We start from the raw sequence: 1,796 nt of genomic DNA, 5'->3' as shown, positions 1-1,796 counted from the left end.
CCGGTGCGGTGCGGTTGTGTGCTGCGGCGGTGGTGAGCAGTTGTGGCAGTGTCGTTGCGGGGTGTTCGGGGCCGCCGGTGCGGTCGAGCAGGTTCCGTCGTTCGTCGGCGTCGAGGAGGTCGAGGTCGCCGACTGGGCTGTCGGGATCGGCCACCGCTGCCTCGAGGAGTCGGGTGAATCGGTCGGCGAATCCGTGGACGGTGTCCTCGTCGAACAGGTCCTGCGCGTAAGTCAGTGCGGCGGTCAAACCTCGAGCGGCACCATCGCGATCGACGCGTTCGCTCACCACCAGCGTGAGGTCGAACTGGGTGGCGGTGTGGTCGATGTCCTCGATACGGGCGGTCAGTCCCGCCAGTTCGAGGTTCGGGTGCTCTTGGTTCTGGAAGACGAGCATGACCTGGAACAGTGGGTGTCGGGTGGTCGATCGTGTCGGGTTGAGGGCTTGTACCACCCGTTCGAACGGCACGTCGGCGTGCTCGAATGCGGCCAGGTCGGTTTCTCGCACCGTCGTGAGCAGTTGGGTGAAGCTGCTGGCAGCATCGACTGGGGTTCGCAGTGCGAGGGTGTTGACGAACATGCCGACCAGGTCGTCGAGGGCCGGGTCGCCGCGGCCGGCGACGGGGGTGCCGATCGCGATATCCGCGGTGCCCGATGTTCGGGCCAGGAATATCGCGAATGTGGTGTGCAGCACCATGAACACGGTCGCGGTGTGTTGTCGTGCGAGTTCGGCTGCCGCGCGGTGGGTGGGCGTGTCGATGGTGAACGTGTGTGTTCGCCCACGGTGGGTGACGGCGGGCGGCGTTCGGTTCCCGGGCAGTTCGAGCTGTTCGGGCAGCCCGTCGAGTGTGGAACGCCAGTACGTCAGCTGCCGGGTGAGCAACGAGTTCGGGTCGTCGTCGGAGCCGAGTAGTTCGCGTTGCCACAGGGTGTAGTCGGCGTACTGCGCCGCCAGTGGTGGCCACGATGGCGTGTATCCGCCGGCTCGGGCCGTATAGGCGGTCATGAGATCCCGGGCCAGCGGGGCGATCGAGGAGCCGTCGGCGCAGATGTGGTGCAGCACCACGGCGAGCACGTGCTCGTTGTCGGCCGTCTCGAACAAGGCGGCCCGCACCGGCACCGATGTGGTGACGTCGAACTCGGCGGAGGCCATCGACAGCAGTCGCGTGGCGAGCTCGTTCTCGGTCACCGCGGCGGTGGCGAATCCGCCGCTGGCCTCGGCCGCCGGGACGACCACTTGGTGCGGGCCGGTCTCGGATTCGGGGTAGATCGTCCGGAGGGTCTCGTGCCGGTCCACGACGTCTGCGATCGCTGCCAGTAGTGCGGCCGTGTCCATGGTTCCCGACAGGCGCACGGCGAATGGAATGTTGTAGATCGGTGAGTGTGGGTCGAACCGGTTGAGGAACCAGATGCGTTGCTGCGCATAGGATAGCGGGATGTGTTCGGGTCGGGTCCGCGGAACCAGGGGTGGGTGTGCACCCGCCGTCGCCTGGGACTCGAGCCACGTCGACAGTGCCTGCACCGACGACGCCTCGAACAGCACTCGCATCGGTACCCGCGCATCCATCGCCACGCTTAGCCGCGACACCACCTGCGTCGCGAGCAGCGAGTTGCCGCCCAGGGTGAAGAAGTCGTCGTCGAGCCCGACCCTCTCGCGGCCGAGGACATCTGCGAAGACGTCGGCGATGGTCTGTTCGGTGGGGGTGACCGGTGGTCGGAACTGCCGGTTCGACGGTGTTGGTGCGGGGAGTGCTCGCCGGTCGATCTTGCCGTTCACGCTCACTGGCATCCGGTCGAGG

Annotated in this window: 1 protein-coding gene; it reads right to left on the bottom strand. The window is 67.0% G+C overall.

Annotated elements, in window-relative coordinates; all coding sequences use genetic code 11:
• Positions 1-1,774 (bottom strand): condensation domain-containing protein (locus G9373_RS45135; RefSeq protein WP_346842943.1); only part of this gene is annotated, 1,774 nt, incomplete at its 3' end.
• Between the last annotated feature and the right edge of the window lie 22 nt (positions 1,775-1,796).

The organism is Rhodococcus sp. A14 (genome assembly GCF_011603105.1).
GTDB lineage: Bacteria > Actinomycetota > Actinomycetes > Mycobacteriales > Mycobacteriaceae > Rhodococcus_F > Rhodococcus_F opacus.
The sequence above is the reverse complement of the archived record's forward strand: the minus strand, read 5'-3'. Positions and strand labels throughout refer to the sequence as shown.